The organism is Legionella sp., from assembly GCF_965140895.1.
Taxonomy (GTDB): Bacteria; Pseudomonadota; Gammaproteobacteria; order Legionellales; family Legionellaceae; genus Legionella.
Genome location: NZ_CBCSKT010000140.1, coordinates 1 through 1,167, shown reverse-complemented (window position 1 = coordinate 1,167; position 1,167 = coordinate 1). Strand labels below are relative to the sequence as shown.

The following is a 1,167-nucleotide window of genomic DNA, read 5'->3' as shown; positions in this document are numbered from 1 at the left end:
CGGGTGCAGCAGAATGTTGTGTTTTATGAGTTACTAGTTTTTTTTGTAAAGCAATTAATTGTGATTGCAGTTGTTGTGTTTGCTCTTGTAAACGTTCTATTTCACGTTGCAACTGTTGATCATTTTCCGCATAGAGTGGCGATGAAAAACAGACTAAAGCCAATACAAGTTTTTTAATCTTCATGCGGCTACTCCTGTTTATTATTTTTTACATCCACACAGGGTGGGGCCAGAAAGTATATCTTGTGAATTAAATGATGACTAGAGCTAAATTGAAACTTAATTGAAAAAATAATAGACAGGATGTTTTTTAGGAGAGAAAATTCGTTGCCCGTATTAGGCAAAGTCTTAATACGGGCAACAATCTGGCATAGAAATCGGTATTACGCGCTGCGTATACAGGCTACGCCCTTAATGACTTACGCGTTACCTACATACTTCAAACCGAAGTATGGACCAAAGAGTCCGTAGTTCACTGCGTGAACTGGAGCATTTGGTAATTGGAATGCTTGGGTAGCCAATGCATTAAAGTAGTTAAGCGCTTGATAACCCGCATCAATGTTTATAGTACCTTCCCAGAAATCATGCGCATAATTCAAGCCAAGTTTTGCTTCCAAGCTTGGAACAATCGCTTTCTTACGAGCATAAACGTCCTGAATAATGGCATGACGATTATCAATCACAAAACCTTCATGATAACGCGAGGTTCCAACCAGGATTGAACCAGTACCATTAGCAGTTACACTTAAGCCCTTAAATAAAGCGTAAGAGTAATCAATTCCTGCAACAGGACCAATACCTTTAAAGTCGGTATTATCAAATACAGAAATCGTTGAAGCAAATAGACGGCGAATCAGAGGGGTATTTAGGTAGTTAGTCGCATTAGACTGAATATTTGCATATTGCAAACCGCCAAAGAAACGCATTTGCTTTCTGGCGCTTACATCAACATGTTGACCCAACACGATATTAGCTTGATCAAACTGATCACGACTCTCGTAATTCCCAGGAACTTGCACCACAGTCGAAGGAGGAATCGCCAATGGAGCGACGAGGTTATTGAAATCCGCTTTAGAATTTAAGTGCGTCCAATTTACGGTTACGTCATTACCCGTGTTGAAGTAGAAAGCTCCCATTACACGGAAACCCCAACTCCAGTCATCACGT

Annotated in this window: 1 protein-coding gene and 1 pseudogene; both read right to left on the bottom strand. The window is 40.3% G+C overall.

Annotation, left to right across the window (positions count from 1 at the left end):
• Positions 1 to 184, bottom strand: a pseudogene (locus ACQY7T_RS13280) (hypothetical protein); the annotation flags it as partial.
• Positions 185 to 419: 235 nt separating this feature from the next.
• The coding region (locus ACQY7T_RS13275; RefSeq protein WP_428414008.1) for an Lpg1974 family pore-forming outer membrane protein at positions 420 to 1,167 on the bottom strand (748 nt) is incomplete at its 5' end.